Here is a 25,020-nt window from a genome sequence, read left to right as displayed (position 1 = left end):
CGGGTGGACAGCCGGATGCCAGGTTACTTACCTTCGCCGCGCGTGCGGATGCCGGTCACGTCTGATTGCGCCCCGATCGTGCTCGGGACGGTATGCGATGCTGCCGAACTGTTATGGCCTGGTTGGGCCATGGTGAAACACTGGGCAAGCTCAAAGAGAAGGCCCGGGTAGAACGGTCGACCCTGCGGGAGGGACACGGTGGAGTCTGGCGCAGCGGCGCGGGGCACGAGCACGCGCGCGAAAGGCGGACGTTCCCGGAGCAACGGGACGACTGAGGTGGATACGGCTGCGCTGAACCGGCTGCTGGCTGCTCTGGTCTCGATGCGGGACGGGAATTTCCGTAGGCGGCTGACGGTCTCCGGCGACGGACCGCTGTCGGAGATCGCCGCCGTCTACAACGAGGTGGCGGACCGCAATCTGCACCTGACGGGAGAGCTGGCGCGGGTGCGCCGGGTCGTCGGCCGTGAGGGAAAACTCACGGAACGGCTGGAGGCCGGAGCCTGTGAGGGTTCCTGGGCCGCGGCCATCGACGCCTCGAACGCCCTGGTCGACGATCTCGTACGGCCGGTGTCCGAGGTGGGCCGGGTGCTCTCCGCGGTGTCCGAGGGCGACCTGGAACAGCGGATGGACCTGCGCTCGCGCGGTACGGACGGGACCTCGGCGCATCCGCTGCGCGGCGAGTTCCTGAAGGTGGGCCGCACGGTCAACGGTCTGGTCGACCAGTTGTCGGCCTTCACCGACGAGGTGACGCGGGTCGCCAGCGAGGTCGGTACGGAGGGCAAGCTCGGCGGGCAGGCGCGGGTGCGCGGCATGTCCGGGTCCTGGAAGGACCTGACCGAGTCCGTCAATACGATGGCGTCCCGGCTGACGGCGCAGGTGCGGGACATCGCGCTGGTCACCACGGCGGTCGCCAAGGGTGATCTGTCACGCAAGGTGACCGTGCATGTCGCCGGCGAGATGCTGGAGCTGAAGAACACCGTCAACACGATGGTGGACCAGCTCTCCTCCTTCGCCTCCGAGGTCACCCGGGTGGCGCGTGAGGTCGGTACGGAGGGTGAGCTGGGCGGCCAGGCGCAGGTCCCGGGTGTCGCGGGGGTCTGGAAGGACCTGACGGACTCCGTCAACCTGATGGCCGGCAATCTCACCGCCCAGGTGCGCGGGATCGCCCAGGTGACCACGGCGGTCGCCAACGGCGACCTGTCGCAGAAGGTCACGGTCAGCGCGCGCGGCGAGGTCGCGCAGCTCGCCGACACGATCAACACGATGACCGAGACGCTGCGTACATTCGCGGACGAGGTCACGCGGGTCGCCAACGAGGTCGGTGCCGAGGGCCAGCTCGGCGGGCAGGCGCAGGTGCCGGGTGCCGCGGGGACGTGGAAGGACCTCACCGACTCGGTGAACAACGCCTTCCGCAACCTGACCGGGCAGGTCAGGGACATCGCGCAGGTGACGACGGCGGTTGCCAACGGTGATCTGTCGCAGAAGGTCACCGTCGATGTCGCGGGCGAGATGCTCGAACTGAAGAACACCGTGAACACCATGGTGGACCAGCTCTCCTCGTTCGGTGCCGAGGTGACGCGCGTCGCGCGGGAGATCGGCGTCGAGGGCGAGCTGGGCGGCCAGGCCGCCGTACCGGGCGCGGCGGGGACGTGGAAGGACCTCACGGACTCCGTCAACACCGCGTTCCGCAACCTCACCGGCCAGGTGCGCAACATCGCGCAGGTGACGACGGCGGTCGCGAACGGTGATCTGTCGCAGAAGGTCACCGTCGACGTGTCCGGCGAGATGCTCCAGTTGAAGAACACCGTGAACACCATGGTGGACCAGCTCTCCTCGTTCGCCGACCAGGTCACCCGGATGGCCCGGGACGTGGGCACCGAGGGCCGTCTGGGCGGTCAGGCCCGGGTGGACGGCGTCAGCGGTACCTGGAAGGAACTGACCGACTCCGTCAACTTCATGGCGGGCAACCTGACGTCCCAGGTGCGGCAGATCGCCCAGGTGACGACGGCGGTCGCGCGCGGTGACCTGTCGCAGAAGATCGACGTCGACGCGCGCGGCGAGATCCTGGAGCTGAAGAACACCATCAACACGATGGTCGACCAGCTCTCCGCCTTCGCGGAGCAGGTCACCAGAGTGGCCCGAGAGGTGGGCACGGACGGCAGGCTCGGCGGCCAGGCGCAGGTGCCGGGCGTCGCGGGCGTCTGGCGCGACCTGACCGACTCGGTGAACGGCATGGCGGGCAACCTGACCGCCCAGGTCCGCAACATCGCGCAGGTCGCGACGGCGGTGGCCCGCGGTGACCTGTCGCAGAAGATCGACGTGGACGCCCGGGGCGAGATCCTGGAGCTGAAGAACACCCTGAACACGATGGTCGACCAGCTTTCGTCGTTCGCCGACCAGGTGACGCGCGTCGCCCGTGAGGTGGGCACCGAGGGCATCCTGGGCGGCCAGGCCGAGGTGCAGGGCGTCAGCGGTACGTGGAAGGACCTCACCCAGTCCGTCAACTTCATGGCGAACAACCTGACGTCCCAGGTGCGCAGCATCGGCGAGGTGACCACCGCGGTCGCGCGCGGCGACCTGTCGAAGAAGATCACCGTCGACGCCAAGGGCGAGATCCTCGAACTGGTCACGACCGTGAACACGATGGTCGACCAGCTCTCGCTCTTCGCCGAGCAGGTGACGCGCGTCGCCCGCGAGGTGGGTACGGAGGGCCAGCTCGGCGGCCAGGCCCGGGTGCCGGGCGTCACCGGCATCTGGAAGGACCTGAGCGACAACGTCAACCTGATGGCCAACAACCTGACCATCCAGGTGCGCAACATCTCCCAGGTCTCGGCGGCGGTCGCCAACGGCGACCTGACCAAGAAGGTCACGGTCGAGGCGCGCGGCGAGGTCGCGCAGCTCGCCGACACGGTCAACACGATGGTCACCACGCTGTCGTCGTTCGCCGACGAGGTCACCAGGGTGGCCCGTGAGGTGGGCACCGACGGCATCCTGGGCGGCCAGGCCCGCGTACCCGGCGTCGCCGGTACGTGGAAGGACCTGACCGAGTCGGTGAACTCGATGGCCAACAATCTGACCGGCCAGGTGCGCAACATCGCGATGGTCACCACGGCCATCGCCAAGGGCGACCTGACCAAGAAGATCGACATCGACGCGCGGGGCGAGATCCTGGCCCTGAAGACGACCATCAACACGATGGTCGACCAGCTCTCCTCCTTCGCCGAGCAGGTCACCCGGGTGGCTCGCGAGGTGGGTACGGACGGCCAGCTCGGCGGCCAGGCCCAGGTGCGCGGCGTGGCCGGCACCTGGAAAGACCTGACGGAGTCGGTGAACGAGATGGCGGGCAACCTGACCCGCCAGGTGCGGGCCATCGCCGCCGTCGCCGCCGCGGTGACCCTGGGCGACCACAACGTCCGGATCGACGTGGACGCGGCGGGCGAGATCCTGGAGCTCCAGGACAACGTCAACACGATGATCGCCACGCTCCGCGAGACCACCCTGGCCAACGAGGAGCAGGACTGGCTCAAGGGCAATCTGGCCCGGATCTCCGGCCTGATGCAGGGCCGCCGCGACCTCAAGGACGTGGCGACGCTGATCATGAGCGAGCTGTCCCCGGCGGTCTCGGCGCAGCACGGCGCGTTCTTCCTCGCCGCGCAGCCCGGCGACAGCAACGAGATCGGCGCGGACGGCGGCGAGCCGGGCGCCTACGAGCTGCGGCTGATGGGCTCGTACGGCTACTCGATGGGCAGCATGCCGACGACGTTCCGGCCGGGGGAGACCCTGATCGGCACGGCGGCGGCGGAGAAGCGCACCATCCTGGTGGAGAACGTGCCCTCCGGCTATCTGAAGATCGCCTCCGGGCTCGGCGAGGCGCCGCCGGCCAATGTGATCGTGCTGCCGGTGCTCTTCGAGGACAAGGTGCTCGGCGTGATCGAGCTGGCCTCCTTCCAGCCGTTCACCCAGATCCAGAAGGACTTCCTCAGCCAGATCGCGGAGATGATCGCGACCAGCGTCAACACCATCTCCGTCAACACCAAGACCGAGTTGCTGCTCAAGCAGTCGCAGGAGCTGACCGAACAACTCAAGGAACGTTCGGGAGAGTTGGAGAGCCGGCAGAAGGCGCTGGAGCTGTCCAACTCCGAACTGGAGGAGAAGGCCGAGCAACTGCGCGCGCAGAACCGCGACATCGAGGTGAAGAACACCGAGATCGAGGAGGCGCGGCAGGTCCTGGAGGAGCGCGCCGAGCAGCTCGCCGTCTCGATGCGCTACAAGTCGGAATTCCTGGCGAACATGTCGCACGAGCTGCGGACACCGCTGAACTCGCTGCTGATTCTCGCCAAACTGCTCGCCGACAACGCGGAGGGGAATCTCTCCCCGAAGCAGGTCGAATTCTCCGAGACCATCCACGGCGCCGGTTCCGACCTGCTCCAGCTCATCAACGACATCCTGGACCTGTCGAAGGTCGAGGCGGGCAAGATGGAAGTCAGCCCGACCCGTATCGCGCTGGTCCAGCTCGTCGACTACGTCGAGGCCACGTTCCGGCCGCTGACCGCGGAGAAGGGACTCGACTTCTCCGTACGGGTCTCCCCGGAGCTGCCCGCCACGCTGCACACCGACGAGCAGCGGCTGCTCCAGGTGCTGCGCAACCTGCTGGCCAACGCGGTGAAGTTCACCGACAGCGGCGCCGTCGAGCTGGTCATCCGGCCGGCCGGCGACGACGTGCCGACGGACATCCGCGAGCATCTGCTGGAGCACGGGGCGCTGCGCGAGCCGGACGCCGACATGATCGCGTTCTCGGTGACGGACACCGGTATCGGCATCGCGTCCAGCAAGATGCGGGTGATCTTCGAGGCGTTCAAGCAGGCGGACGGCACCACGAGCCGCAAGTACGGCGGTACGGGCCTGGGCCTGTCCATCAGCCGGGAGATCGCGCGGCTGCTGGGCGGCGAGATCCACGCCGCCAGTGAGCCGGGCCGCGGCTCGACGTTCACGCTCTATCTGCCGTACAACCCGGGCGGGCTGCCGCCGCAGGGCTACCCGCAGCTCGTCGCGGGCGGGCTGGCGATGGACGCCGAGGCGCGCGACGCGGAACTCGGGCGGCAGGCCGCGGAGGACGCCGTACAGAACGGCGTCGCGCCGTCCTCGGGCACATGTCCGGGGATCGCCCGGCGGCGCCGCCGGGCGGCCGCCGTCGAGACGCCGCGGCCGGAGCTGCCGGCCGCGCCCGCGCCGTCGGCGCCGCAGCCCGCTGAGGAGCCCGCGCGGCCGCCCGTCGAGGAGCCCTGGATCGGCAACGGCCAGGACCTGGTGTCGTCCGGGTTCGACGGCGGCTTCCACGGCGAGAAGGTGCTGATCGTCGACGACGACATCCGCAACGTGTTCGCGCTCACCAGTGTGCTGGAGCAGAACGGCCTGTCGGTGCTGTACGCGGAGAACGGCCGGGAGGGCATCGAGGTCCTGGAGCAGCACGACGACGTGGTGCTGGTCCTGATGGACATCATGATGCCGGAGATGGACGGCTACGCGACCACGGCCGCGATCCGGCGGATGCCGCAGTTCGCCGGGCTGCCGATCATCGCGCTGACCGCGAAGGCGATGAAGGGCGACCGGGAGAAGAGCATCGAGGCCGGGGCGTCCGACTACGTGACCAAGCCGGTGGACACCGACCACCTGCTGACGGTGATGGAGCAATGGATGCGCACGCGGTGACACGTTCGTCAAATGAGGCTCGTAAGGTTCCCCGCATGTTGACTCAGTGTGGCCGGCCACGTGTGGGAGAGCGGTATTCGGGGAACCTTCTGGTCTCTCACTGCGTTTGTGCTACGTGCACAGTGACATCGCGGTGACAGGGTGTGGCGACAGGCGGGGTGCGGCTACGATGACCGGCACAAGGACGGGCGGCATGACAGAGCCGTCCCCTGGGGCGGCGTCCGGTTCATTGCCGGGGCGAGGAGGACGGGCCATGGTGCAGAAGGCCAAGATCCTCCTGGTCGATGACCGGCCGGAGAATCTGCTGGCGCTGGAGGCGATCCTCTCCGCGCTCGATCAGACACTGGTGCGGGCATCGTCCGGGGAGGAAGCGCTCAAGGCACTGCTCACCGACGATTTCGCGGTGATCCTGCTCGATGTGCAGATGCCGGGGATGGACGGGTTCGAGACGGCCGCGCACATCAAGCGGCGCGAACGCACCCGCGACATCCCGATCATCTTCCTGACCGCCATCAACCACGGCCCGCACCACACCTTCCGTGGTTACGCGGCGGGAGCGGTCGACTACATCTCCAAGCCGTTCGACCCGTGGGTGCTCCGCGCCAAGGTCTCGGTCTTCGTCGAGCTGTACATGAAGAACTGTCAACTGCGGGAGCAGGCGACGCTGCTGCGGCTGCAACTGGAGAGCGGGCGTGCCGCGGCGGACGAGGCCAGGGAGCCCGCGGGGCTGCTCGCCGAGCTGTCCGCCCGGCTCGCGGCCGTGGAGGAGCAGGCCGAGGCGCTGTCCAAGCAGCTCGACGAGTCGGCGGACGCGGCGGCCATCGCGACCGCGGCCCATCTGGAGCGCAAGCTCACCGGACTGCGGCGGGCGCTGGACGCCCTGGAGCCCGGCACGGGCAACGCCGCTTCCTGACGCGCGCCTTGCCGAGGCGCCGTCAGGCGCCCCAGCGGCCCGCTGGACGGCCTGCGGGCCATGGCGGCGGGTTCCCGGTCCCGGCGCGGCCCTGACGGGCCATCACCAGCCGTGCGCGGTGCCGGTGTCGTGCGCCGTCGGCGTGAAGTGTCCGGCGCGGGGTGCGACACGAATGGGTGAAGGGCCGAGCGCTCGTGTCACTGTGGCCGTCGCCTGTAATCTCGTCACCATGGCCTCACGTACGTCCGGCAAGGGTTCCCAGAGCACGGCGGGCCCCTCGAAGCAGCGCGCCGGACAGCCCGGGGGCGCCGCCAAGAAGGCCGCCGCGAAGAAAGCACCGGCGAAGAAGGCGCCCGCTCCGGCCAGGAGGGCGCCCGCCAAGAAGACCGCACCGGCCAAGCGCGCGCCGGCGAAGAAGGCGGCCGCCAGGAAGGCGCCGCCGAGACCCGCGCCGTCGCCCACCGGCGGCGTCTACCGCCTGGTGCGGGCCTGCTGGCTCGGGCTGGCGCACGCCGTCGGCGCGATGTTCCGCGGCTTCGGGCGCGGCGCGAAGAACCTCGACCCGGCGCACCGCAAGGACGGGCTGTCGCTGCTGCTCCTCGGCCTCGCCCTGGTCGTCGCGGCCGGCACCTGGTCCAACCTCAGCGGCCCGGTCGGCGACCTCGTCCAGTTGCTGGTCACCGGGGCCTTCGGCCGCCTGGACCTGGTCGTACCGATACTGCTGGGCGGTATCGCGCTGCGGCTGATCCGGCACCCGGAGCAGCCGGAGGCCAACGGACGGATCGTGATCGGCCTGTCCGCCCTGGTCATCGGCATCCTGGGGCAGGTCGCGATCGCCTGCGGGTCGCCCGGCCGAAACGACGGCATAGCGGCCGTGCAGGACGCCGGGGGCTATGTCGGCTGGGTCGCGTCCAAGCCGCTGATCTTCACCGTCGGCCAGACCCTGGCGGTGGCGCTGCTGGTGCTGCTCACCGTCTTCGGGCTGCTCGTCGTCACCGCCACCCCCGTCAACGCCATCCCGCAGCGGCTGCGGCTGCTCGGCGCCCGGCTGGGCCTGGTCGAGGTGTACGAGCCCGAGCCGGTGGCCGTCGAGCCCGAGGAGTACGACGACCGGCGCGACCGGTCCGGGCGGGGCGCGCGGCGCGCGGCCGGGCCGGACCCCGTGGACGATCCGGACGCCATAGAGGAGGCGGCGCTGGCCAAGCGCCGCCGCGGGCGCCGTACGCCCCTGCAGCCCGCCGACCGTCCCATGGACGCGGTCGACGTGGCCGCCGCGGCCGCCGCCTCGCTGGACGGGGCCGTCCTGCACGGCGTCCAGCCCTCACCCCTGGTCGCCGACCTCAGCAGCAGCATCTCCGGCGAGCGCCGCGACGGTGACCAGCACGACGGTGAGCGCCGCGACGACGAGCGGCCCACGCCCGGGAAGAAGCAGGACAGCGGCGCGGTGCCGCCCGCCCGCGGCCCCGGCCAGGCCGACACGGACAAGCCCTCGGGCCCGGTGCCGGACTTCACGAAGTCCGCGCCGGAACCGTCCGGCGAGCTGCCCTCGCGGGCCGAGCAACTGCTGTTGTCCAACGACATCACCTACGCGCTGCCGTCGCTGGACCTGCTCACCCGGGGCGGCCCCGGCAAGACCCGCAGCGCGGCCAACGACGCCGTCGTGGAGTCGCTGACCACCGTCTTCCAGGAGTTCAAGGTCGACGCGGCGGTCACCGGCTTCACCCGCGGCCCGACGGTCACCCGGTACGAGATCGAGCTGGGCCCCGCGGTGAAGGTCGAGAAGATCACCGCGCTGGCCAAGAACATCGCGTACGCCGTCGCCAGCCCGGACGTAAGGATCATCAGCCCGATCCCCGGCAAGTCCGCGGTCGGCATCGAGATCCCCAACAGCGACCGGGAGATGGTCAACCTCGGCGACGTGCTGCGCTCGGCGGAGTCGGTGGGCGAGGACCACCCGCTGCTGGTCGGCCTCGGCAAGGACGTCGAGGGCGGGTACGTCTCGGCCAACCTGGCGCGGATGCCGCACATCCTGGTGGCCGGTGCGACCGGCTCCGGCAAGTCGTCCTGCATCAACTGCCTGATCACCTCGGTGATGGCGCGCGCCACCCCCGACGAGGTGCGGATGGTGCTGGTCGACCCCAAGCGCGTCGAGCTGACCGCGTACGAGGGCATCCCGCACCTGATCACCCCGATCATCACCAACCCCAAGAAGGCCGCCGAGGCCCTGCAGTGGGTCGTGCGCGAGATGGACCTGCGCTACGACGACCTGGCGGCCTACGGCTACCGGCACATCGACGACTTCAACGCGGCCGTGCGCAGCGGCAAGGCGAAGCCGCCGGAGGGCAGCGAGCGCGAGCTGTCGCCGTACCCGTACCTGCTGGTGATCGTGGACGAGCTGGCGGACCTGATGATGGTCGCGCCGCGCGACGTGGAGGACTCCATCGTCCGCATCACCCAGCTCGCGCGCGCCGCCGGCATCCACCTGGTGCTGGCCACCCAGCGTCCCTCGGTGGACGTGGTGACCGGTCTGATCAAGGCGAACGTGCCGTCCCGGCTGGCGTTCGCGACCTCCTCGCTCGCCGACAGCCGGGTCATCCTCGACCAGCCGGGCGCGGAGAAGCTGATCGGCAAGGGCGACAGCCTGTTCCTGCCGATGGGCGCGAACAAACCCGTACGGATGCAGGGCGCGTTCGTCCAGGAGGACGAGGTCCAGCAGGTCGTCCAGCACTGCAAGGACCAGATGGCGCCGGTCTTCCGGGACGACGTCACCGTCGGCACGGCCAAGAAGAAGGAGATCGACGAGGACATCGGCGACGACCTGGACCTGCTGTGCCAGGCCGCTGAGCTGGTGGTCTCCACCCAGTTCGGGTCCACCTCCATGCTCCAGCGGAAGCTGCGGGTGGGCTTCGCCAAGGCCGGGCGGCTGATGGACCTGATGGAGTCGCGCAACATCGTCGGGCCGAGTGAGGGGTCCAAGGCGCGCGACGTGCTGGTCAAGCCGGACGAGCTGGAGGGCGTACTGGCGGTCATCCGGGGGGAGACGCCCTCATAGGGGCTGCTGTTCTCCGGCTGCCGTCGGCCGGAAGCCGTTCTTCCGGAGCCGTCGTCCGGGCCCGTCCACCGGGCGCGCGGCGACGGCGGCGGGAGTCCGGGTCGCACGCTCCAAGTTCACCCGTACGGGCGGTCCGAAGCGGCTGTCGGAGATCGAAAGCAACCGTTTCCTCCGTCGCTACGTCAAGTTGAGGGAGGTGGTGGAAGGATGATGCACCATCGGCAACCGGACCGGGCGTCCGGCGGCCTCACCCGGCCTTCTGATGGCGTACAAAGTCCGCTCTTCCGCTTGCCCGACCCTTTCGGTACACCCCTAGACTGAACCTCCAGCAGGTGGCTCACGCTCGAAAGGCGCCCACGTGTCCATCGGCAACTCCTCCGAAGACGACCGGCCCTCCATCGGCCACGCCATCCAGCAGGCCCGTATCGCGGCGGGACTGACCGTCGACGAGGTCAGTACCACCACCCGGGTGCGCGTGCCCATCGTGCAGGGCATCGAGCAGGACGACTTCTCACGGTGCGGCGGCGACGTCTACGCGCGGGGGCATCTGCGCACGCTCGCGCGCGCCGTCGGACTCGATCCGGAACCGCTGGTCGCGCAGTTCGACGGGGACCGCGGCGGCCGCCCCGAGCCCACCCCCGCGGCGCCGCTCTTCGAGGCCGAGCGCATCCGGCCCGAGCGGGGCCGCCCGAACTGGACGGCGGCGATGGTCGCGGCCATCGTCGTGGTCGTCGGATTCGTCGGCTTCACCCTCTTCAGCGGCGGCGGCAAGGGGAGCGCGGTCGCCGAGGGGGAGAACACCGTGGCGCCGGTGCTGCCGACCAAGCCCGCCGCTGGCAAGTCCGGCAAGACCGCCAGGCCCAGCACCGTCCCCGGTCCCGGGCCCTCGGAGAGCGCCATCGCGGGCGTCCCGAAGGACAAGGTCACCATCAAGATCACCGCGAAGGACGGGCAGAGCTGGATCTCCGCCAAGGACGCCAACGGCCGGCTGCTGGAGGATGGCCTGCTCAAGAAGGGCGAGTCCCGGACCTTCACGGACAAGAAGCGGATCGACCTGGTCGTCGGCAACGCCGGGGTCGTGCAGTTGTTCGTCAACGGCAAGGAGGTCGAGAAGGTCGGCGACAAGGGAGCGGTCGAGCGGCTGAGCTACTCGGCGGGCCCGCAGGCGGGCTGACCAGGCCGGGACCGGGCCGCGGCACGGGCCGGACCGGGGCGCCGGCCGGCCGGGGCAACCCTGGCAGCGATGGAGGTTGCGGGGACAAAGTACGCTGACTCCATGCCCGAACGCCGTACCGTCGCCCTTGTCACTCTTGGCTGCGCCCGTAACGAGGTGGACTCGGAGGAGCTCGCAGGCCGCCTGGCAGCGGACGGCTGGGACCTCGTCGAGGACGCCGCCGATGCCGATGTCGCCGTCGTCAACACCTGCGGTTTCGTCGAGGCCGCCAAGAAGGACTCCGTCGATGCCCTGCTGGAGGCCAACGACCTGAAGGACCACGGCCGCACCCAGGCCGTCGTGGCCGTCGGCTGCATGGCCGAGCGGTACGGCAAGGAGCTGGCCGACGCCCTCCCGGAGGCCGACGGCGTCCTCGGCTTCGACGACTACAGCGACATCTCCGGCCGGCTGCAGACGATCCTGAGCGGCGGCAGCGTCGAGGCCCACGCCCCGCGCGACCGCCGCAAGCTGCTGCCGATCAGCCCGGCCGAGCGCCAGGACGCCGCAGGCGTCGCGCTGCCCGGCCACGGCGCGGCGGAGCCGGCCCCGGCCCCCGCGGACCTGCCGGAGGGCGTGGCGCCCGCCTCAGGGCCCCGCGCGCCGCTCCGGCGCCGCCTGGGCACCAGCCCCGTCGCCTCCGTGAAGCTGGCCTCCGGCTGCGACCGCCGCTGCTCCTTCTGCGCCATCCCGTCCTTCCGCGGCTCCTTCATCTCCCGCCGCCCCTCCGACGTGCTCGGCGAGACGCGCTGGCTGGCGGAGCAGGGCGTGAAGGAGATCATGCTGGTCTCCGAGAACAACACCTCGTACGGCAAGGACCTGGGCGACATCCGCCTGCTGGAGACGCTGCTGCCGGAGCTGGCCGCCGTCGACGGCCTGGAGCGCGTCCGGGTCAGCTACCTGCAGCCCGCCGAGATGCGCCCCGGCCTGATCGACGTGCTGACGGAGACCGACAAGGTCGCCCCGTACTTCGACCTGTCCTTCCAGCACTCGGCGCCGGGCGTGCTGCGCGCCATGCGGCGCTTCGGCGACACCGACCGCTTCCTGGGCCTGCTGGAGCAGATCCGCGGCAAGGCGCCGCAGGCCGGCGCCCGCTCGAACTTCATCGTCGGCTTCCCCGGCGAGACCGAGGACGACGTCGCCGAGCTGGAGCGCTTCCTGACCGGGGCCCGGCTGGACGCGATCGGCGTGTTCGGCTACTCCGACGAGGACGGCACCGAGGCCGCCACGTACGACAAGAAGGTCGACCCGGACGAGGTCGCCGAGCGCCTCGCGCACATCTCCCGGCTGGCCGAGGAACTGACCGCGCAGCGCGCCGAGGAGCGGCTGGGGGAGACCGTCACGGTCCTGGTGGACAGCGTCGACGAGGAGGACGGGGTCGTGGGGCGCGCCGCGCACCAGGCCCCCGAGACCGACGGCGTCACCTTGCTGCGCACCTCACTCGACCTTGCGCCGGGTCGTATGGTCGAAGCAAAGGTCGTGGCCAGTGAGGGCGTCGACCTGGTGGCCGAGGTGCTGTCGGTGGACGGCGCGCCGTGTACTGAGGAGGCGGGCAGATGACCGGAGTCCCGGCTTCCGCGGCCGGTGGGCACCACCGCCCGGCGCCGGCCGTCCGGACGGCCGGGCTGTGGAACATCGCCAACGTCCTGACGATGGTGCGGCTGCTGCTCGTACCGGCTTTCGTGATGCTGCTGATGCACGGCGACGGCTACGACCCGGCCTGGCGCTCGTTCGCCTGGGCGGCGTTCGCCATCGCCATGATCACCGACCTGTTCGACGGCCATCTGGCGCGCCAGTACAACCTGGTCACCGACTTCGGGAAGATCGCCGACCCGATCGCGGACAAAGCGATCATGGGCGCGGCACTGGTCTGCCTGTCCATCCTGGACGATCTTCCCTGGTGGGTGACGGGCGTCATCCTCTTCCGTGAGCTGGGCATCACCCTGATGCGGTTCTGGGTGATCAAGCACGGGGTGATCCCCGCCAGCCGCGGCGGGAAGCTGAAGACCCTCGCGCAGGGCACCGCGGTCGGCATGTACGTGCTCGTGCTGACCGGGCCGCTGGCGTCGTTCCGGTGGTGGGTGATGGCGGTGGCCGTGGCGCTGACCGTCGTGACCGGGCTGGACTACGTACGGCAGGCGGTCGTCCTGCGACGGGCCGGGCTGGCCGAGGCGCGGGCCGTGCAGGCCGAGCAGCGGGCCAGGACGGCCGCCGAGGCGCACGGCGACGCCCCCGCCGGGAGCACGGGAGCCGCGGGCCGGTCCGGGGCCGTGGCGGACGACGGGAACTCCGTACGGTGAATCCGGAGCTTGCCGTCCGGGCGACCTTCCGAAGTGGCTGCGGAAATGTGCGCTGATACGGGCCGGGAGGCGGGCGACGGGGAGCCGGCAGCCGAGACGTGGTCCGTGGCGGCGCGGGCGCTCGACGCGCTCGCGGCGCGCGGGCAGACCCTGGCCGTGGCCGAATCGCTCACGGGCGGACTGGTGGCCGGAGCGCTGACCGGGGTACCCGGAGCCTCCCGGGTCTTCCGGGGCTCGGTGACGGCGTACGCGACCGGGCTCAAACGGGACATTCTCGGGGTCGACGGGCCGCTGCTCGAAGCGCGCGGAGCCGTGGACGCCGAGGTTGCCCGGCAGATGGCCCGTGGTGTAAGGCGTGTGCTGGGCGCGCACTGGGGTATCGCCACTACAGGGGTTGCCGGCCCTGACCCCCAGGACGGACAGCCCGTAGGCACCGTTTTCGTCGCGGCCGAGGGCCCCGGCGGAGCGGGCGGTGTGCTGCGCCTCACGCTGGACGGCGACCGCCGGCGGATCCGCCGGGACACGGTGGCGGCGGTGCTCCGGCTGCTGGTGAGCCAACTGACCGAGAACGCGGCGGCACAGGATACGGAACAACGGGGGGAAATTTGATGTTTGCAGCCCTGAGTGAACACGAACTCGCGCCCCGCACGGCCGAGGCCCGAGGCGGTACGGTGGGGCGAGAAGGATCCGGATCCGAGGTCCGAGGAGGGAGCCAGCGATGATTCTGCTTCGTCGCCTGCTGGGTGACGTGCTGCGCCGACAGCGTCAGCGCCAGGGCCGCACCCTGCGCGAGGTCTCCTCCTCCGCCCGGGTGTCGCTCGGCTACTTGTCCGAGGTCGAACGGGGGCAGAAGGAAGCCTCTTCCGAACTGCTCTCGGCGATCTGTGACGCGCTGGACGTGCGCATGTCCGAGCTCATGCGGGAGGTCAGCGACGAGCTGGCGCTCGCGGAGCTGGCGCGGTCCGCCGCCGCGAGCGACCCGGTGCCCGCACCGGTCCGTCCCAAGCTGAACTCGGTGTCCGTGACCTCGCTGGCCGGGGTGCCGGAGGACCGCGTGACGATCAAGGCCCCGCGGAGGCCGTGGACGTGGTGGCGGCCTGAGGCCGGCGGCCGTCGCGGCCCGAGACCGCCGGGTTCCCCGCGTGTCTCCCTGAGCGCTCTCTCGACTTTCCTGGACCCCGTCCGGCGCCGCCGGGCGGGGTTCGAGGCGTTACCGGGCCGGACGGGGGAACGCGAGGAAAGGGCGAGAGGCCCGACTGCCGGGGAGCGGAAGGCGGGAGGGGTGAGGACCTTTGTCCTCAAGGTGAAACGCCCGCGCATTACCGCAGCGCATCTGGGTACCCGATCCGTACAGACAGGACCAATCGTTTGTACGATGGGCGAAGCGGAGTCATTCGCCCTGAAAAGGAGTAAATGGATGTCTGTCGTCAAGAGCACGCTGTCCGACGACGCGCGCAAGGTGGTCGGGGACGCACTGCAGGGAGCCCTCGTCGACCTGGTGGATCTCTCGCTCGTGGCGAAGCAGGTCCACTGGAACATCATCGGCCCGCGTTTCCGGTCCGTACATCTTCAGCTCGACGATGTCGTGGACACGGCCCGCGCCTACGCCGACACGGTGGCCGAGCGGGCCTCGGCGATCGGCGTCTCGCCGGACGGCCGGGCCGAGACGGTCTCGAAGACCAGCGGCATCGACACGGTGCAGGACAACTGGATCAAGGACGCCGAGGTCGTCCGCGTGGTGACCGACGCGCTCGGCGCCGTCATCGCCCGGATGCGTGAGCGCATCCGCGTCACGGACGAGCCCGACCCGGTCTCCCAGGACATTCTCATCGGCCTCACCGCCGACCTCGAAAAGCACCACTGGATGTTCCAGGCCGAGTCCGCCTGACGTCCGGCGTCATGACCCGCCTTCTCAGCGCCCCTCCGACACCGTCGGTGGGGCGCTCGGCCGTTGCGGGCGGAGCCGGACGTGCTGCCCTTCGGGGGCGACGGTGAGGCCATGGCGGGCGATCTCCGGTTCACCGGCCCGCACCCACCGCTGGTGGGCCGCCTCGATCTCGTCCCAGAGCCGGCGCGGCCCGTGCTGCCGCACGAGGTAGGCGGCGGTCTGCCGGCCGTCGTAATCCACCGACGCCCACGACGTCGCGGCGTCGTCGGCCAGCCACAGGCGGGTGTGCGCCTCGTCGGTGCCGGAGTCCCAGGAGTGCCACACGTCGGGCACGCGCAGCCCGATCGCGAACTGCGCGTCGAGGCTTTCGCCGGCCACCGCCCAGGGAGACAGGGCCGTGCTGCTACGACGGGGACGCTGCCCCTCGCGCAGGAGGTCACGGTCGAGGTCGGCGGACGCGCGCCGGCCGCGCATCACCATGTAGGAGCCGTAACCGGCGAACCGGCCGTCGGCCGTGCCGTCCGGCCGACGCGTGAGGACGAGCGTGCCGTACGTGATCCAGCTACTGCTCCACGGCACGACGAGGCGGGCGCCGGGCAGCGTCTGCGCGAGCCAGGCGGCCGGGACGGACCGTACGGAGCAGGTACAGATGATCCGGTCGTACGGAGCGCCGGCGGCGTACCCGTGGGCCCCGTCACCGGTGATCACCGTCGGGGCGTGGCCGAGGGCTTCGAGGCGGGCGCGGGCCGTCTCGGCGAGCAGCGGGTCGACCTCGACGCTCACCACACGGCCGGCGCCGAGCCGGTGGGACAGGAGAGCCGCGTGGAAGCCGGTCCCGGTGCCGATCTCCAGGACGCGGTGCCCGTCGGCGAGCGCGGCGTCCGCGAGCATGCGCAGCACCGTGCTGGGCGCGGAGGCGGAGGAGGTGGGCTCCTGGAAACCGTCGTCGTCCTCGGTGAGCTGCGTGACGACCGGCACGTCACGGTACGCGGCCTCGGCCCAGCGCACCGGATCCGTGGCGCGGTCGCAGGGCACGTAACCGCCGTTCCCGTCCTGGAGCCAGATCCGGCCCGGCAGAAACCGGTCCCGCGGCACGGCCCGCACAGTCTCGGCCCAGACGGGCGGGACGAGGTGGCCGAGTGTGGCGGTGATGTGGGTCAGGAGGGTGGTTGTGGGGGGTGGGGTGGGGTTGGGGGAGAGGGGGCTGGGTGAGGTGGGGGTGGGGGTGACTGGCGCTCCGGCCCCTGGCGGTTGTGGTGCGGGGTGCCGAAGGTAGCGGACGGTGACGCGGTCGTGCGACCCGCGTGACGGCCGCGCCGCAGTGGCGTGTCTGTGAATCGGGAAGGTGCGGGCGGACGATCATGTTGGGGAGACGAACGCCGGAACAGCAACGTATGGAGGAGTGTCCGCTATGTCGAAACCCCCGCTGCCGCACGAGGCGGTTGCCATGCTGGAGAAGGCCAACCCGGCCGTCATCACGACCCTGCGGTCGGACGGGCAGCCGGTCTCCACGGCGACCTGGTACCTCTGGGACGACGGCCGGGTGCTCGTCAACATGGACGAGGGCCGCAAGCGCCTGCAGCACCTGCGGAACGACCCCCGGGTGACGATTACCGTCCTCGACGAGTCGAGCTGGTACACCCACATCAGCATCATCGGCCGCGTCACCGAGTTCCGTGAGGACAAGGACCTGGCCGACATCGACCGGCTGGCGCACCACTACCTCGGCGACGCCTATCCGCAGCGCGACCGCGCCCGGGTCAGCGCCTGGATCGAGATCGACCGCTGGCACGGCTGGGGCACGCTCAAGGACAGCAGCCAGGCGGGCTGACGTTCCATGGGCCGGACCTCCCCCGGAATTCGGGGGAGGTCTTGCCGATGTTCGTTCCTGTGGCCTGATCGACGGTCAGGCGGCGAGTTGGTACGCCTCCAGACATTTGATCATTCGGCGGACCACCAGCAGGGGAATCACGCCGAAGACGCCGAACGACATGTCGAGCAACTGCCAGTAGAACGGAATTCCCCGGATCGGGCCGCAGACGAGGGCCAGTGGAATGATTCCCGCGCAGGCGATGATGCCGAAGTCGACGACCCAGATGTTGCGGACCGGATCGCGGAACGGGCCGTAGAACGCCACCGCCAGATACGAATACGGCGCCGAAGCGCCTTACGCCCCTCCATGATCGGGAGCGTACGCCTGCCTTCTCCGGTCTTTCGGGCCGGGGTCGGTGGGCGAAATGCGGGAGGTCGGTCCGGGAAAGCGGTTCGGCGCGAAGGTTCAGAGCGGAATTCCGGTGTCGATCAGCGAGCGGGCGCCCTGACTGAGGAGTTCGGTGGCGGCGTGCGCGCCGAGTGCCGCCGGGTCGTGCGGGGCGTCGCTGCACAGATGGACCTGCGCGAAGGCGGCGCCGTCCGGGGAGAAGACCATGCCGCGCAGGGAGAGCCGGCCGTCCGGGCCGGTGACGCAGTAGCCCGCGATGGGGCTGTTGCAGTGCCCGCGCAGGCCCTGGAGCATGACGCGTTCGGCGGTCGCCTCGGTGAGCGTGGGCTCGTGGTTGAGCTGCTCCAGCAGGGCGGCGACGGCGGTGTCGTCGCGGCGGCACTCCAGGGACAGGACGCCGGCACCGACGGCCGGCAGCAGTTCCTCGACCTCGAAGATCTGCCGCGCCCGGTGGCTCAGGTTGAGCCGCGCCAGCCCGGCGCTTGCCAGGATCAGGGCGTCGAGGTGGGTGGGGTCGGCAGGTTTGCTGGCGTCGGTGGGGTGAGTGGGGTCGGTGTGGGTGGTGGGTCGGCCGTCCAGGAGGTCGAGGCGGGTGCCCACCGCGCCGCGTACCGGAACGATCCGCAGATCGGGGCGGAGGCGCAGGAGCTGCGCCCGGCGGCGTACGGAGGCGGTGCCGACCCGGGCACCGGGCGGGAGGTCGTCGAGGTGGCGCACCGCCGAGTGTTCCGGGGCGACCAGGACGTCCCGGACGTCGGCGCGCTCCAGGTGCGCGGCGACGACCAGGCCCGCGCGGAGCGGCACATCTCCGGGCACGTCCTTGAGGCAGTGCAGCGCGAGATCGATGTCGCCGCTCTGCAACCGTACGTCGAGAGCCTTGACGAACAGGCCCTTCCCGCCGACGCCGGACAGCTCGCCGTGCCAGCGATCGGCCTCGGTCCGGACCGGGACGGCCACGGTCCGCAGCCGCGGGTCGAGCTGGTGCAGCAACTGGGTGACGCGGGCGGTCTGGGCGAGGGCCATGGGGCTCGTACGGGTTCCGATGCGCAGCTCGCGGGCAGGAAAATCGGTGCTCACGGGCGGCCTCCGTTCGGTGGATCTCGGGCGGTGCCCGCCGTCGGCGGTGATCATTCAGTGCAGCGTAAGAGACACCGGGCGACGGGCCGGGGAGGTACGGGTTCGGGCTGGTGTACGGGGCGGAAAGGGGGCGGCCGCGCCGGTGCGCGCGTCCTTCGCGCCGGGCGCGGGACGCGGGGCGTCTGGATGCGGGCCGGGGGGCGGCGGGCGAAAATACCGGGAAGACAGAGATCCGTGAGAACGGGGCATGGACGAGCGGGCCCCGTCGAAACGTTCGCGCCGGTTGTGCCCCGGTGCGCCCTCCCGCTGGGCGGCTGCGTCCGTCTAGCGTCGGCCGGAGGAGGCAGCCATGGCTAGGCACGATTTCTTCGCCCGGTTCGGTATATCCCCGGCCCGGCTGGCGGCCAGGGTTGCTGCGGCGGGCCTGTGGTGGTGGGCCGTACTCCGGCTGACGCTGTGGCCGGGCACACAAGGGATCGTCGAGGGCGCGGTGGCGGCCGGCGGGTGGGGGTTGAGCCTGTTGCCGGTGCACTGCGTGCCGTGGGCGGGGCGGATGAGGGGCAGGGGCGGGAACGGGAGTGGGGGCGGTCAGAGGAACAGGAGGCGGAGCGGGCGGGGTCGGGGAGGGGGCTGGAAGCGGGGTGGATGTGCCGGCGGCCGGTGGTGAAGGGGTGTTCGGGTTCGGCGGGGCCCTGGGAGGAGAGGGAGGTCACCCGATCGGGTGAAGGGGGTGGAAGGGCGGATCAGCCGGGGTGGCGGCGTGGTGGTGGCCGCTTCGCTGGCGGAGCGGGGCGCGGGCGCGGTGGTGACGAGTGGGGAGTTGATGGGGTGGAGGCGGGGAGGGGCAGGGCCCTGAAGTGACGTCGCGTCAGGTTCCTTCCCAGTGCGTGGGTTTGTGGCCCCCCGATGCCCTCCCGTCCTCCTCCGGCTGGCAGGTGGGGCACCAGTAGGTGACGCGTTCCTGGGTGGGCGGGCCCTGTTCTCCCGTACGGATCGGTGTGCCGCAGCGGAAGCAGGGCCGGCCGGCGCGGCCGTAGACCCACTGGCGGCGGTCCGGGCGGGCGCTCGGTGTCGTGACGCGGGCGAGACGGTCCTTGTTGGCTTCCAGGAGCTTCTTGGCGAGGGTGGTGGCGCGTTCCGGCGTCGGCAGGCGGCCGATCGGGAGCCAGGGGGAGGCGCGCAGCAGGAAGCACAGTTCGCACTTGAAGACGTTGCCGATGCCGGCCAGGTTGCGCTGGTCGAGCAGCGCCTCGCCGAGGGGGCGGTCCGGGTCGGCGAGCAGGCGGCGCAGGGCCTCGGCCGGGTCCCAGTCGGGGCCGAGCAGGTCGGGGCCCAGGTGACCTACGGCGTCGTCCTCGTCGGCGGTGCGCAGGAGGTCGAGGACGGGGAGGCGGTAGCCGACGGCGGTCCGGTCGGCGGTGGCGAGGATCGCGCGGATCTGGTGGGCGGGGCCGCCCCGCCAGCGCTCGGCGGGTGCGTAGATCTGCCAGGCGCCGTCCATGCGCAGATGGGAGTGGAGGGTCAGGCCGCCTTCGACGCGCGTGAGGAGGTGCTTGCCGCGCGGGACCACCTCCAGGACCGTACGGCCGGACAGGTCGGTGGTGGCGAGCTTCGGCACGCGCAGATCGGATCGGGTCAGCGGCTTGCCGGCCAGCGCTTCGTGCAGACGGCGGGCGGTGCGCCATACGGTGTCGCCTTCGGGCATGGGGACATTGTGCCGGGCGTCGCGATGCCGCGGAGATGCATCAGGAGCGCCCTGGCCGTGCACCGCGTACGGATGCGGTCCGCGGGCGGTCGCGTCGTGGTGGTCAGGGGCGGTCGCGTCGCTGTGGTCAGGGGCGCAGGCGGAAGCCGCGTGGGGTGGGGTGGAAACCGGCGGCCTCCAGGGCTGGGGCGAGTGGGGCGGTGAGGGCGGCGGTGCCGTTGACGCGCTCCACGGTGATCGTGCCGAGGGCGCCCGCGCGGGCCGCGTCGGTGAGCGCTTCGAGGGCGAGTCGCTGTCGGGTGGCGGCGGGGGAGCCGCTGTCGGGCGCGGTGCCGTCGGCGGTGTGCGTCCAGGCCAGGAGTGTCTTGCCGCCGCGTTCCATGTAGAGCGTCAGCTCGCCGTCGACGAGGACGACCAGGGAGCCCGCCTTGCGGCCCGGTTTGTGCGTCGAGCCGTCGGGCGGCTCGGGCCAGGACAGGGCGGCTCCGTACGCGTTGGCCGGGTCGGCGGCGGCCAGCACCAGGGCCCGCTGCGGTCCGGCGGAGCGGCGGTCCCCCGGGCCGTCCTGCGCGTACTCGTCGGCGACCCGCTCGCGGCCGGTGTTGACGGCGCGGAGCCGGTCGACCGCGCCGTCCATCGCGAACTGCGCCGCTCCCAGCCCTTCGACCACATAGCCGCGCCGGGCCTGCCCGGTCTCCTCGAAGACGGCAAGGACGCGGTACGCGGCGGAGAAGCCGCCCTCGACGCCTTCGGCGGCCACGGCGCCGCGGGTGACGACGCCGTGGCGGTCCAGGAGTGTGCGCGCCAGGGCGTGGGCGCGGTGGGTGGGTTCCGGTTCGGGGCGGGGAGCAGTGACCAGCGGCCGGCGACGGTGGGCGGGCCGGAGCGGGAGGCGGTGGGGCGGCCCGTACGGCCGGTGGCGGCGGTCAGTGTGCCGTACCGGCCGCGGGGGACCGCGCGTTTGGCGCGGTGGGCGGTGGAGCCGGACGTGCGGCCCGAGCCGAGGAGGGACCGGAGCGGGGCGAGGGTGTCGTTGGTGAGGCGGCCGGACCAGGCCAGGTCCCACAGGGCGTCGGCGAGTTGGGGGTCCGTCACCTCGGGGTGGGTGGTGGCGCGTACCTGGTCGGCGAGCTGGCGGAAGAAGAGGCCGTAGCCGGGGGCGAGGGCCTGGAGGACGGACTCGTGGAGGGGGGACAGCTCCAGCGGGTGCGGTGGCGGCAGGAGCAGCGGGGCGGTGTCGGCGAGGTAGAGGGACACCCAGCCGTCCTTGCCGGGCAGCGCTCCCGCGCCGGCCCACAGGACTTCGCCGGTGGAGGTCAGTTCGTCCAGCAGGGCCGGGGCGTAGTCGCCGACCCGGGACGGCAGGATCAGTTTCTCCAGGGCGGAGGCGGGCACGGACGCCCCTTGCAACTGCTCGACGGCGCGGACCAGGCCGTCGATGCCGCGCAGGCCGTACGAGCCGCCGCGCTGAGCACCCGTCCCGCGCGCCCCCGATCCGTACGGAGCCTTGGGCGCCAGGGGCCCCACCTGCTGCCACTGCGGGAGGAAGGAGGCGAGGGCGGCGGGCGGTACGGGCTCCAGCTCGTGCCGCAGGGCGGCCAGGGAACGGCGGCGCAGGCGTCGCAGTACCTGGGCGTCGCACCATTCCTGGCCGATGCCGGAGGGATAGAACTCACCCTGGACGATGCGGCCGGCCGCGGCCAGGCGCTGGAGCGCGCCGTCCGTGACGGCCGTGCCGAGGCCGAAGCGGGTGGCGGCCTGCTCGGACGTGAACGGGCCGTGCGTACGGGCGTAGCGGGACAGGAGGTCGCCGAGGGGGTCCTTGACGGGCTCGGTGAAGGACTCGGGGACGCCGACCGGCAGGGCCGTGCCGAGGGCGTCGCGCAGCCGGCCCGCGTCCTCGATGGCGGCCCAGTGGTCCTGGCCCGCGATGCGGACGGTGATGGCCCGGCGGGCCGAGGCCAGCTCCCGGACCCACCCGGGCTCGGCGCCGCGTTCGGCCAGCTCGTCGTCGGTGAGCGGGCCGAGCATCCGCAGCAGGTCGGCGACGCCTTCCGGGTCCTTGACCCGGCGGTCCTCGGTGCGCCACTGCAGTTCGCTCTCCAGCTCGGCCAGCACGTCGGCGTCGAGCAGTTCGCGCAGTTCGGCCTGGCCGAGCAGTTCGGCCAGCAGCCGGGAGTCCAGGGAGAGGGCGGCGGCCCGGCGCTCGGCGAGGGGGGAGTCGCCCTCGTACAGGAACTGGGCCACGTACCCGAACAGCAGGGAGCGGGCGAAGGGGGAGGGCTCGGGGGTGGTGACCTCGACGAGGCGGACCCGGCGGGCCTCGATGTCGCCCATCAGCTCGGTCAGGCCGGGTACGTCGAAGACGTCCTGGAGGCACTCGCGGACGGCTTCCAGCACGATCGGGAACGATCCGAACTCGCCCGCCACCTGGAGGAGCTGGGAAGCGCGCTGCCGCTGCTGCCACAGGGGGGTGCGCTTGCCGGGGGTGCGGCGGGGCAGCAGCAGGGCGCGGGCCGCGCACTCGCGGAACCGGGAGGCGAACAGGGCCGAGCCGCCCACCTGGTCCGTGACCACCTGGTCGACCTCGCCCTTGTCGAAGACGACGTCGGCGGCGCCCACGGGGGACTGGTCGGGGTCGTACTCCATGCCGCGGGCCGCCGGGTCGAAGTCGCCGGTGTCGCTGTCGAGCAGGTCCAGGCCCATCAGGTCGGCGTCCGGCAGGCGCAGCACGATGCCGTCGTCGGCGTGCATGACCTGCGCGTCCATGCCGTAGCGCTCGGCGAGGCGGGCACCGAGGGCGAGCGCCCACGGGGCGTGCACCTGCGCGCCGAACGGGGAGTGCACCACCACGCGCCAGTCGCCCAGCTCGTCGCGGAAGCGCTCGACGACGATCGTGCGGTCGTCCGGCACATGGCCGCAGGACTGCTTCTGCTCCGTGAGGTACGCGAGGACGTTGCCCGTCGCCCAGTCGTCCAGGCCGGCGGCGGCCAGCCGCTCGCGGGCGGCCTCCGGGGCGAGGGAGCCGATCTCGCGGAGGAACGCGCCCAGCGCACGGCCCAGTTCGAGGGGACGGCCGAGCTGGTCGCCCTTCCAGAAGGGCAGCCTGCCGGGCACTCCGGGGGCCGGGGAGACCAGCACCCGGTCACGGGTGATGTCCTCGATGCGCCAGGACGTCGTACCTAGGGTGAACACATCGCCGACGCGGGACTCGTAGACCATCTCCTCGTCCAGCTCCCCGACCCGTCCGCCGCCCTTCTTCGGGTCGGCACCGGCCAGGAAGACACCGAAGAGGCCCCGGTCGGGAATCGTGCCGCCGGACGTGACGGCCAGCCGCTGCGCCCCCGGGCGGCCGGTGACCGTCTGCGCCACCCGGTCCCAGACGACGCGCGGGCGCAGCTCGGCGAAGGCGTCGGAGGGGTAGCGGCCCGCGAGCATGTCCAGCACGCCGTTGAACGCCGACTCGGGCAGGGCCGCGAAGGAGGCGGACCGGCGGACCAGGGCCAGCAGCTCGGTCACGTCCCAGGTGTCCATCGACGCCATCGCGACCAACTGCTGGGCCAGCACGTCGAGCGGGTTGGCGGGGACGCGCAGCGACTCGATGGAGCCCGCGCGCATCCGCTCCGTGACCACCGCGGCCTGCACGAGGTCGCCGCGGTACTTGGGGAAGACCACACCCCGGGACACCGCGCCGACCTGATGCCCGGCCCGGCCGACCCGCTGGAGGCCGGAGGCGACCGACGGCGGGGACTCGACCTGCACCACCAGGTCGACCGCGCCCATGTCGATGCCCAGCTCCAGGCTGGACGTGGCGACCACGGCCGGCAGCCGGCCCGCCTTCAGGTCCTCCTCCACCTGGGCCCGCTGCTCCTTGGACACCGAGCCGTGATGGGCGCGGGCCAGCAGCGGGGGCGCCCCCTTGGCGGCGCCGGCCTCCGCCATCAGCTCGGCGGGGGAGTGGTCCTCGGGCAGCGCCTCGCCGGTGGCGCGCTCGTACGCGATCTCGTTGAGCCGGTTGCACAGGCGCTCGGCGAGGCGCCGGGAGTTGGCGAAGACGATCGTCGAGCGGTGCGCCTGGACCAGATCGGCGATCTTCTCCTCGACATGCGGCCAGATGGAGGGCTTCTCCCCGGTGTCGCCCTCCTGGACGGGCGAGCCGCCCAGCTCGCCCAGATCCTCGACGGGAACGACCACCGACAGGTCGAACTCCTTGCCGGACGGCGGTTGGACGATCTCCACCCGGCGCTGCGGCGACAGATAGCGGGCCACCTCCTCCACAGGGCGCACGGTCGCCGACAGACCGATGCGCCGGGCCGGACGCTCCAGCAGGTGGTCGAGCCGCTCCAGGGAGAGCGCGAGGTGGGCGCCGCGCTTGGTGCCCGCGACGGCGTGCACCTCGTCCACGATCACCGTCTCGACGCCTTCCAGCGCCTCCCGGGCCGAGGAGGTCAGCATCAGGAAGAGCGACTCGGGGGTGGTGATGAGGATGTCCGGCGGACGGTTCGCGATCGCCCGGCGCTCGGCGGCCGGGGTGTCACCGGAGCGGATGCCCACCCGGATGTCGGGCTCGGGCAGCCCGAGCCGCACGGACTCCTGGCGGATGCCGGTCAGCGGGCTGCGCAGGTTGCGCTCGACGTCGACCGCCAGGGCCTTCAGCGGGGAGACGTACAGCACGCGGCAGCGCTTCTTCGGCTCGGCGGGCGGCGGGACGCTCGCGAGCCGGTCGAGCGAGGCGAGGAAGGCGGCCAGGGTCTTGCCGGAGCCGGTCGGCGCGACCACCAGCACGTCCGAGCCCTCGCCGATGGCCCGCCAGGCACCTTCCTGTGCGGCGGTGGGCGCGCGGAACGCCCCCGTGAACCAGTCGCGGGTCGCGGGGGAGAACGAGTCGAGCGCTGCCTTGGCCATGTCCCCCATCGTGCAACGGACCACTGACAATCGCCGGTGA

Annotated in this window: 12 protein-coding genes and 3 pseudogenes; 10 read left to right on the top strand and 5 right to left on the bottom strand. The window is 71.7% G+C overall.

All coding sequences use genetic code 11. The features are described from left to right. Positions 1–198 precede the first annotated feature (198 nt). The 9 genes and pseudogenes from EJG53_RS10685 (at position 199) to EJG53_RS10645 (ending at position 15,072) form a co-directional block, all read left to right on the top strand. Positions 199–5,709 carry a HAMP domain-containing protein gene (locus tag EJG53_RS10685; RefSeq protein ID WP_125044658.1) on the top strand — a complete coding sequence of 1,837 codons (5,511 nt, stop codon included), beginning with the start codon at positions 199–201 and terminating at the stop codon, positions 5,707–5,709. A gap of 253 nt (positions 5,710–5,962) precedes the next feature. Beyond that, positions 5,963–6,622 carry a response regulator gene (locus EJG53_RS10680; protein ID WP_031008240.1) on the top strand — a complete coding sequence of 220 codons (660 nt, stop codon included), beginning with the start codon at positions 5,963–5,965 and terminating at the stop codon, positions 6,620–6,622. A 229-nt stretch (positions 6,623–6,851) separates the two neighbouring features. Further along, the gene (locus EJG53_RS10675) at positions 6,852–9,674 is read left to right on the top strand and encodes a DNA translocase FtsK (RefSeq protein WP_174856393.1); all 2,823 of its coding nucleotides are present in this window, start codon (positions 6,852–6,854) and stop codon (positions 9,672–9,674) included. A 358-nt stretch (positions 9,675–10,032) separates the two neighbouring features. Beyond that, positions 10,033–10,848: a helix-turn-helix domain-containing protein gene (locus EJG53_RS10670; RefSeq protein ID WP_125044656.1), complete on the top strand. Its 816-nt coding sequence runs from the start codon at positions 10,033–10,035 to the stop codon at positions 10,846–10,848. 102 nt (positions 10,849–10,950) lie between these two features. Continuing rightward, positions 10,951–12,444, top strand: coding sequence for a 30S ribosomal protein S12 methylthiotransferase RimO (rimO, locus tag EJG53_RS10665; protein ID WP_125044655.1), 1,494 nt, complete (start codon positions 10,951–10,953; stop codon positions 12,442–12,444). Beyond that, positions 12,441–13,184: a CDP-diacylglycerol--glycerol-3-phosphate 3-phosphatidyltransferase gene (gene pgsA, locus EJG53_RS10660; RefSeq protein WP_125044654.1), complete on the top strand. Its 744-nt coding sequence runs from the start codon at positions 12,441–12,443 to the stop codon at positions 13,182–13,184. The genes rimO and pgsA overlap by 4 nt, the downstream gene beginning before the upstream one ends. 45 nt (positions 13,185–13,229) lie before the next feature. After that, positions 13,230–13,793, top strand: coding sequence for a CinA family protein (locus EJG53_RS10655; protein ID WP_125044653.1), 564 nt, complete (start codon positions 13,230–13,232; stop codon positions 13,791–13,793). Between the two features lie 109 nt (positions 13,794–13,902). Next, positions 13,903–14,285, top strand: a pseudogene (locus EJG53_RS10650) (helix-turn-helix domain-containing protein). A gap of 316 nt (positions 14,286–14,601) precedes the next feature. Then, the gene (locus EJG53_RS10645; protein WP_125044652.1) at positions 14,602–15,072 is read left to right on the top strand and encodes a Dps family protein; all 471 of its coding nucleotides are present in this window, start codon (positions 14,602–14,604) and stop codon (positions 15,070–15,072) included. Between the two features lie 24 nt (positions 15,073–15,096). Here the strand turns inward: EJG53_RS10645 and EJG53_RS10640 are convergent, their stop codons facing one another. Beyond that, on the bottom strand, positions 15,097–16,167 hold the full coding sequence (locus EJG53_RS10640; RefSeq protein WP_244955095.1) for a methyltransferase domain-containing protein: 1,071 nt from the start codon (positions 16,165–16,167) through the stop codon (positions 15,097–15,099). Between the two features lie 316 nt (positions 16,168–16,483). Between EJG53_RS10640 and EJG53_RS10630 the strand changes: the two genes are divergently transcribed. After that, on the top strand, positions 16,484–16,903 hold the full coding sequence (locus EJG53_RS10630; protein WP_031008222.1) for a PPOX class F420-dependent oxidoreductase: 420 nt from the start codon (positions 16,484–16,486) through the stop codon (positions 16,901–16,903). 75 nt (positions 16,904–16,978) lie between these two features. Here the strand turns inward: EJG53_RS10630 and EJG53_RS10625 are convergent. The 4 genes and pseudogenes from EJG53_RS10625 to EJG53_RS10605 form a co-directional block, all read right to left on the bottom strand. Next, positions 16,979–17,215 (bottom strand): annotated as a pseudogene (locus EJG53_RS10625) (hypothetical protein); the annotation flags it as partial. 135 nt (positions 17,216–17,350) lie between these two features. Further along, entirely contained in the window at positions 17,351–18,370 is a 1,020-nt protein-coding gene (gene hemC, locus EJG53_RS10620) for a hydroxymethylbilane synthase (protein WP_125044649.1), read from the bottom strand. 868 nt (positions 18,371–19,238) lie between these two features. Continuing rightward, entirely contained in the window at positions 19,239–20,075 is an 837-nt protein-coding gene (locus EJG53_RS10610) for an Fpg/Nei family DNA glycosylase (RefSeq protein ID WP_125044647.1), read from the bottom strand. A 127-nt stretch (positions 20,076–20,202) separates the two neighbouring features. Further along, a pseudogene (locus EJG53_RS10605) lies at positions 20,203–24,980 on the bottom strand (ATP-dependent helicase). Positions 24,981–25,020 lie beyond the last annotated feature (40 nt).

Source organism: Streptomyces chrestomyceticus JCM 4735 (assembly GCF_003865135.1).
Taxonomy (GTDB): domain Bacteria; phylum Actinomycetota; class Actinomycetes; order Streptomycetales; family Streptomycetaceae; genus Streptomyces; species Streptomyces chrestomyceticus.
Note: the sequence above shows the minus strand (reverse complement) of the source record. Positions and strands in the feature narration are given on the sequence as shown.